Annotated in this window: 7 protein-coding genes; 4 read left to right on the forward strand and 3 right to left on the reverse strand. The window is 69.1% G+C overall.

The annotated features are described in order from the left end of the window. The first annotated feature begins 33 nt into the window (after window positions 1-33). The 4 genes from ACWD3C_RS39035 to ACWD3C_RS39050 are packed head-to-tail and all read left to right on the forward strand — an operon-like array spanning window position 34 to window position 4,923. Window positions 34-1,620: a hypothetical protein gene (locus ACWD3C_RS39035; protein WP_451151813.1), complete on the forward strand. Its 1,587-nt coding sequence runs from the start codon at window positions 34-36 to the stop codon at window positions 1,618-1,620. A gap of 36 nt (window positions 1,621-1,656) precedes the next feature. Continuing rightward, a complete protein-coding gene (gene ureA / locus ACWD3C_RS39040; protein WP_451151814.1) occupies window positions 1,657-2,370 on the forward strand; it encodes an urease subunit gamma in 714 nt (237 codons plus the stop codon). Then, window positions 2,367-4,040: an urease subunit alpha gene (locus ACWD3C_RS39045; RefSeq protein WP_451151815.1), complete on the forward strand. Its 1,674-nt coding sequence runs from the start codon at window positions 2,367-2,369 to the stop codon at window positions 4,038-4,040. Before ureA ends, ACWD3C_RS39045 begins: the two co-directional genes overlap by 4 nt. 40 nt (window positions 4,041-4,080) lie before the next feature. After that, window positions 4,081-4,923, forward strand: coding sequence for a hypothetical protein (locus ACWD3C_RS39050; RefSeq protein WP_451151816.1), 843 nt, complete (start codon window positions 4,081-4,083; stop codon window positions 4,921-4,923). A 9-nt stretch (window positions 4,924-4,932) separates the two neighbouring features. On the opposite strand, the gene ACWD3C_RS39055 is transcribed toward ACWD3C_RS39050, so the two are convergent. The 3 genes from ACWD3C_RS39055 to ACWD3C_RS39065 form a co-directional block, all read right to left on the reverse strand. Beyond that, a complete protein-coding gene (locus ACWD3C_RS39055) occupies window positions 4,933-5,625 on the reverse strand; it encodes a phosphotransferase family protein (RefSeq protein ID WP_451151817.1) in 693 nt (230 codons plus the stop codon). Between the two features lie 425 nt (window positions 5,626-6,050). Next, complete coding sequence (locus ACWD3C_RS39060) at window positions 6,051-6,824, reverse strand: tyrosine-protein phosphatase (protein ID WP_451151818.1); 774 nt, start codon at window positions 6,822-6,824, stop codon at window positions 6,051-6,053. A gap of 229 nt (window positions 6,825-7,053) precedes the next feature. Further along, window positions 7,054-7,423 (reverse strand): pyridoxal-phosphate dependent enzyme (locus ACWD3C_RS39065; protein ID WP_451151820.1); only part of this gene is annotated, 370 nt, incomplete at its 5' end.

The following is a 7,423-nucleotide window of genomic DNA, read 5'->3' on the forward strand; positions in this document are numbered from 1 at the left end:
GCTGTCCTCGCCACGATCAGAAAGTGACCCGCCATGTCCCGCGATCAGGTCCTCGTCATCGTCCCGCCCAACTCCAACACCGTCATCAGCGGCCACCTGCTGACCGTGACCCGCCCCGAGGAGCACAGCGACTGGTCCGATTTCCTGTGCCTGGGCGCCCTGTCCCTCACTTCCGCCCTGGAGAACAACCCGCAACTCACCCCGCTCTACATCGACGGCACGGTCATCGACCTCGACGACGTCCTCACCTACATCACCAACCACGCCGAGCACATCCTGGCCGTCTGCCTGGGCATGCTCACCGCGAACTTCGAGGCCGGCGTTCTCATCGCCCGCCACACCAAGGACACCGACCCGCACATCACCACCGTCGCGGGCAACGACCACTTCTCCTCCCTGTGGCGCGAGTGCATGGCCGCCGCGCCCTGCCTGGACTACGGGTTCGTCGGCAACGAGATCATCGGCCCCTTCACCCGCCTGATCGCCGCCCTGCGCACCGGCGCGGACATCGACGCCGGCGCCCTCCCGGGCCTCGTCCACCGCACCGCCGACGGCACGCACCTCACCCCGCCCGGCGCCGAGCCCGTGTTCACCGGATTCGACTACTCCCTCGTGGACCGCGCCTTCCAGCAGACCCCCCTGTACACCGGGCACTTCCAGCAGCGGATCGCGCCGCGCCTGCACGAGCTCACCGGCCGCAAGGTGAGCGCGGGCGTCCCCGTCGAGATCGGACGGGGCTGCGTGAAGTTCGCCAATGACGACGCGTGCAGCTTCTGCTCCATCCACCCCGGGATGCTCTGGCGCAATCAGCTGAACGCCGCCCAGGCCTGGGCCGTCGTGGAGGCCGCCGTCACGGCCGGCTACGACTACCTCTACCTGACCGCCGACGAACTGCCCCTGACCTTCGCCAAGCTCCTCACCGCCATGAGCGACACCCAGCCCGGCTGGTGGACCGCCCTCCCGGACACCGACCGGCCCGTGCTGGTTGGCTACGGGCGCGCCGACGGCATCGCCGACCCCCGCCGCACCGCGCTGCTCACCGGTCTCGGCGTACGCCAGATCATGATCGGGATGGACGCCGGGGCGCCCCTGTCGCTGGCCGCGATGAACAAGCCCGTCGGCGGCCGCCGACGCGACATCCTGGCCGAGGCCGAGCGGCTGTACGAGAAGAACTCGACGGCCATCACCGTCGCCCGCGACCACGGCCTTCTCATCCGGGCCGGCTTCGTCATCGGTCACATCGGCATGACCCGGGCCCTGCTGGACGAGAACCTGCAGCGGATCCTCGCACTGATCTCCGAAGGCGGCGCGCACGGCGTCTTCTCCGCGGTCGACGTCGAGGTGCTCTCCCCGCAGCCCGGCGCCCGCGACTACGCCTACCTCACCGACCCGGCCGCCGCGCAGGCCGCCGCCTCCCGGCTCGGCCTGGGCATCGCCGACGAGCCGGTCCTCACCAAGATCGCCCAGCGCTGGATCGGCCAGGCCGTCATCCCCCCGGAAGAGGCGATGCGCGACTACGCCACCGCGCTGATGCCCGAGGTGTCCTTCGAGGAACTCGCCGAAGCCCGCGCGACGATCCGCGCCCACGCCAAGAGCTGCGGCGTCGTCATCGGCGAATAGCCACCACCCAGCCCACCGTGCCTTACGGAGGACCGCATGCGCCTGACCCCCGCCGAGAGCGACCGGCTCCAGCTGTACCAAGCCACCCTGCTCGCCCGGGAACGCCGCGGCCGTGGTCTGCGGCTCAACGTGCCCGAGGCGACCGCGCTCATCACCCACGCCGCCTGCGAGGCAGCCCGGGACGGCGCCCGCGTGGACGAAGCGGTCACCGCGGCCCGCCAGGTCCTCACCGCCGCCGACGTCCTGCCCGGCGTCCCGCACCTGCTCACCGAGATCCAGGTCGAGGCCGTCTTCGACGACGGAACCAAACTCATCGTCATCACCGACCCCATCCCGACCGCCGACGACCCGCAGACCGCACCCGGCGCCGTCTTGGCCGCACCCGCCCCCACCCCCGACTACGCCGACCCGGTCACGATCACGGTCACCAACACCGGCGACGTGCCCGTCAGCGTCAGCAGCCACTACCACTTCTTCGAAGCGAACCGGGCACTCGCCTTCGACCGCGCCACCGCCTACGGCACCCGCCTGGCCCTCCCGGTCGGCTCGGTCACCATCTTCGACCCCGACACACCCCGCACCGTGACCCTCACCCCACTGGGCGGCGACCGCATCGTCATCGGCTTCGCCGGACTCGTCGACGGCCCCCTGGACACCCCCGGCGCACGCGAGCAGGCCCTGCACCGCGCCCACACCAACGGCTACCTCGACACCGGCTCCGCCACCGCCCAGGAAGGCCACCCCGCATGAGCAGCACGCTGCGCTACACCGAGCTCCACGGCCCCACCACCGGCGACCGGATCCGCCTCGCCGACACCGGCCTGACACTGCGCGTGGAGGACGACGCACAGCTGCGCGGTGAGGAGTTCGTGACCGGCTACGCCAAGACCGCACGCGACGGCATGCACATGAAAGCCGAACTCACCGCCGACACCTGCGACCTCGTCGTCTCCAACGTGGTCCTGGCCGACCCCGTCGCAGGCATCCGCAAGGTGTCCCTCGGCATCAAGGACGGCCGCATCCACTCGATCGGCCGCGCCGGAAACCCGGACACACTCGACGCCGTCGACGTCGTCGTGGGCACCGGCACCACCGTCATCGCCGGGGAAGGCCTCATCGCCACCCCCGGCATCGTCGACACCCACGTCCACCTCGTCTCCCCGCGCATCCTGGACGCCGCCCTCGCCGCCGGCGTCACCACCGTCGTGAGCCAGAACTTCGGCCCCACCTGGGGCTGCGGCGTGACCGCCCCCACCGAACTGCACCACGCCCTGCGGGCCTTCGACGCCTGGCCCGTGAACATCGCCCTGCTGGCCCGAGGCTCCAGCTCCCACCCCGCCGGACTCGTCCGGGCCCTCGCCGAAGGCGGCGCCTCCGGCTTCAAGGTCCACGAGGACATGGGCGCCCACGCCCGCGCCCTCGACACTGCCCTGACCGTCGCCGACGAACACGACGTACAAGTAGCCCTGCACAGCGACACCCTCAACGAGGCCCTCTACGTCAACGACACCCTCGCCGTCATCGCCGGCCGCACCCTGCACGCCTTCCACGTCGAAGGGTGCGGCGGCGGACACGCCCCCAACGTGCTGCAACTGGCCGGCGTCCCCAACATCATCGGCTCCTCCACCAACCCCGGCCTGCCCTTCACCCGCGACACCGCCGCCGAACACCTCCACATGATCGCCACCGTCCACCGGCTCGACCCGGGCAGCCCCGACGCCCTGCGCCTGGCCGCCGACCGGATCCGCACCGGCACCCTCGGCGCCGAAGACGTCCTGCACGACCTCGGGACCATCCCCATCACGTCCTCGGATTCCCAGGCCATGGGCCGCATCGGCGAGACCGTGCGCCGCACCTTCGCCGTCGCCGCCAAAATGAAAGCCCTCGACCCCGAGCCGACCGCCGACGACAACGAGCGCATCCTGCGCTACCTCGCCAAGCTCACCATCAACCCCGCCCTCGCCCACGGCATGGCCCACGAGATCGGCGCTCTCACCCCCGGCCGCCTCGCCGACATCGTGCTCTGGGACCCCCGCTACTTCGGCGCCAAGCCACACCTCGTCCTCAAGGCCGGCTACCCCGCCTACGGCGTCACCGGAGACCCCAACGCCTCCACCGAGACCTGCCAACCCCTCGTCCTAGGACCGCAGTTCGGCGCGTTCGGGGAGACCGCAGCCGACCTGTCCGTCGCCTTCGTCAGCCAGGCCGCCCACGCCAGCGGCGCCGACCAGCTGCCCACCCGCCGCCGCCGCGTGCCCGTCCGCGACACCCGCAGCATCGGCCTGGCCACCATGCGCCTCAACGACCGCACCGGCCACGTCCGGGTGGACCCCGGCAACGGCCGCGTCACCCTCGACGACAACCCCATCAGCTCGCCGCCCGCCGAGCACACCGCACTCAGCCGCCTCTACTTCCTGTGACCGGCCACCCCACCGAACGCGCCGCCCGAAGGAGTACGTCATGCCGCAGAGCGCCATCACCGCCGAGCTTCTTGCACACGCCCGCGCCACCATCGATCTGCCCGCCGACGCCGCCAAGGCCCTGACCGCGCTGCGCACGGCGGCCACCGACTTCTTCACCCAGGATGAGGCCGTCAAGCGCAGCCACGGCAGCGACGACTTCACCTTCGGCTTCCGCCCCTACGGCCGTCAGTACTCCATCAGCCCCGACCGGCCCGACATGAACGAGAGCTTCACCTACTGGGCGGACAACCCAGCCACGGTCCCGCACGGCGAAGCGCCCACCGTCGCGCCGTTTCTCCAGGCGCTCAGCGACTACTGGGCCGTGGCCGCCGCCATCACCGAGAACGTACTCGCCGACCTGGCGGCCCACTACGGGCAACAGCGGGAAGCGGCCCTGCCGTTCCGCGACTACTCCTACCTGGAGATCAACTGGTACCACCCCAGCGACCGCGACCTGCTGCAGGACCGGCACGAGGACGGTCACCTGCTCACGCTGGCCATCGCCGACGGCCCGGGACTGGAGATCGAAACCGACGGGCGGATGAGCCCCGTCCCGGTCCACAACAGCCAGCTCCTGGCGATGCCCGGCAGCCTCCTCACCACGATGACCGGTGACGCTATCCCCCCGCTCTACCACCAGGTCCGCAACCACCGGCTCCCGCGACGCCTGACCGTGCTCTTCCTGGCCAACCCGCCCCTCGACCGGCCCGTATCACCGTTCATGAGCCGTGAGGGACGGGCCGTCGACGTCGCCCAGCTCGCCCGCACCAGCGGGGCCATGTTCGGGCTCCCCCCAGCGCCGAGCCGCCCCGCCGCGCAGACCGGCGGCCACAGCACCTGACCCCGGGCGTCAGGCCAGCGTCCGGTCGAAGACCTCACGGTGCGCGTAGACGAAGCGGTGCTCCCGCTTACTCCAGGCGATCCGGTCAGCCAGGACCTCCGGAGCAGTGGGGGCAGTCTCCGGGTGTGCCAGGAACTCCGCCCAGAAGCGGACGTTGCGCGACTGGCGCTCGAGGATGCAGTCGACCAGCGCGCGGCGCTCGGCGTCCTCCAGCCCGTACACGTCGGCGATGAGCCGCACCTGCGCCGCCTGGTCTTCCAGCGCCATGACCTGCTTGGACGAAATCGACCACGTCCACGCCATATACGCGACGTCTTCGAGGCGGCTTCCGGGAGCGGCTTCCGCCCAGTCGATCATCGCGACCGGGATGCCGTCCTGGAAGACGTAGTTGTTCGGCCCCGGGTCGTGGTGGCACACCACGTCGAACCGGCCGGCCAGATCACTTCCCCGTGTGGCGTCATGCATCTCACGCAGAAGATGGGCCGCTGCCCTCACCTGGTCGTTGGACCAGGGCTGGAATTTTGCCGGAACGTCGCCCTCGATATAGGTGAGGATGTCTTTACCGTCCACCTGGCCCAGGTATTTCGGGGCACCAAGGAAATTCTGCTGCTCGAAGATTTTTAGAAGGGAAGCCGTGAATTCCGAAGAATCCGACGCGGGCCTAAGCACCGTGTCGTCCCTTCGGAGGACTTCCGATGCCATGCGACCACCGGTCAGTGCGACTGCACCACCAGACGCATCAGTCATTGCCGTCGCTCCCACACCTTGATCGCCAGTTGGCTCGCGCGCACCGCGCAGCACTCATTCACGCCAGGACATCCAGAGTCCGTCCTGCAACCCGAGCGAGCCTAGCGGAGCCGGGAGCGGCGGCGGCCCAAGGTCTCGGAAGTCGACACCATGGTGTGGAAAGCGCGCCGTTTTCAAGATCGGTAATTTCGAGACGTGTCCGGGAGACGACCTCTTTTGACTGGGGCCGACCAGCGAGAACGAGTTCCACGTGTCTCTCGCTTGGCCTGTGGGTGACCCTCTCGGCGCGGAGCGTCACCTGCAAGATGGCGCAGAGTCGCCAGTTGCTTTGCGGCCCGCCGCTCTTGTGGGCAGCGGGCCGCAAAGCGATCGGCCCTCTGTCAGGGCAGGAGCAGCGACCGCAGCGCGGCGAGGTCTTCCTGAGTCACCCCATGCGTCTGGAGGTAGGCGGCGAGGTCGCCGTGCTCAGCGGTGATGGTCTCCACGGCGGACCGGAGAAGCTCTTCGGATACGGGGTGCGAGTACCGTGTCACTCCCGCCTCATCGACGAAAGAAGTGGGGCCGACAGCGAGGGCGAGCTCAATGTTGGACTGGACGAAGTCCGCGACGATGTCCTGCCAGGCCACGCCGAGCAGTGACTGGATCACGGCTATGGCCAGACCCGTCCGGTCCTTGCCGACGGCGCACTGGACGACCACAGGCGCGACGTCTGGACGGCTGAGCTCCTTGACCAGCCGCGCAATGGCAGGCCCGGCGTAGACCGCCATGAACGGGTAGAGCCTCCCGGGATCCACCGGCCAGTCCTTGCCCTCGAACCCCGAGAAGTCGCTCAGACCCATCCGCTCGAGACCGGCCCGGTCCGGCAGCGCGGGCAGCGCGACCCATGTGACCTCCAGACCGTGCTTCTGTCCAGGCCAGACGTTGTTCTCGGCGCCGCTGCGCAGGTCGATCACGGTACGGATGCCGAATTCGCGGATACGCTCCACCCCAGCGTCGGTGAGACGGTTGAGCGAGCCTGACCTGAAGAGAAGACCCGTCTTCAGTGAGGAGATTCCGGCGTCGCGGAAGTTGCGCACGTTCGGTACGTCCAGCGCATGACTCTGCGCGGGAATGAGGTGACTTGCCGACTGTTCCGCTATGTCTGGGCGCGTCATAGGAAGATGTTAATGAGTTCAGAGCGGATGGCCCATATTGCGGTCCGCTTTTCTCTCGCACCCTTGTAAATTTATCAGGCGGCCGTAAACCGTCAGAATGCGATTTATTGATGCACGGGGGAGCATGCAGACGCAATCGGTGTTCACTGTGTTGCGGTCGTGCGCCTGGTTTCGGGACGGTCGTTGTGAGCTGGTCGGTGTGCCTGTTGGGTAGCCTGAAGAGCAATTGTCAAGACCTGTGGATGGGAGCTGTGCCGACCCAGCGGTGGTAGGCGTCTACGTCGACGTTGCTGCCGCACACGATGGTGACTACGTGTCGGCCGGCGAAGCGGTCGCGGTCTTCGAGGATCGCCGCGATGCCGAGCGCGGCCGACGGTTCGACGACGAGACCGGCGTGGTCGAGGAGCATCCTCATACCGGCGGTGATCGACGGCTCCTGGACCAGGACGGCGTCGTCGGCGACCAGGAGGAGGTCGTCCAGGACGGCCGGGATGGGACGTCGGTCGGCGACGCCGTCAGCGATGGTGTTGGTCGAGTCGGTGGTGACGACACGCCGCTGGCGCCACGAGTGTGTCATCGCCGGTGCGCCCAGCGGCTGG

Source organism: Streptomyces sp. NPDC002845 (genome assembly GCF_053591955.1).

Excerpts from the sequence above, each read along its gene's own strand:
- ACWD3C_RS39050 (WP_451151816.1), top strand. The coding sequence starts at position 4,081 with ATGCCGCAGAGCGCCATCACCGCCGAGCTTCTTGCACACGCCCGCGCC.
- ACWD3C_RS39060 (WP_451151818.1), bottom strand. The coding sequence starts at position 6,824 with ATGACGCGCCCAGACATAGCGGAACAGTCGGCAAGTCACCTCATTCCC.
- ACWD3C_RS39045 (WP_451151815.1), top strand. The coding sequence starts at position 2,367 with ATGAGCAGCACGCTGCGCTACACCGAGCTCCACGGCCCCACCACCGGC.
- ureA (WP_451151814.1), top strand. The coding sequence starts at position 1,657 with ATGCGCCTGACCCCCGCCGAGAGCGACCGGCTCCAGCTGTACCAAGCC.
- ACWD3C_RS39035 (WP_451151813.1), top strand. The coding sequence starts at position 34 with ATGTCCCGCGATCAGGTCCTCGTCATCGTCCCGCCCAACTCCAACACC.
- ACWD3C_RS39055 (WP_451151817.1), bottom strand. The coding sequence starts at position 5,625 with ATGGCATCGGAAGTCCTCCGAAGGGACGACACGGTGCTTAGGCCCGCG.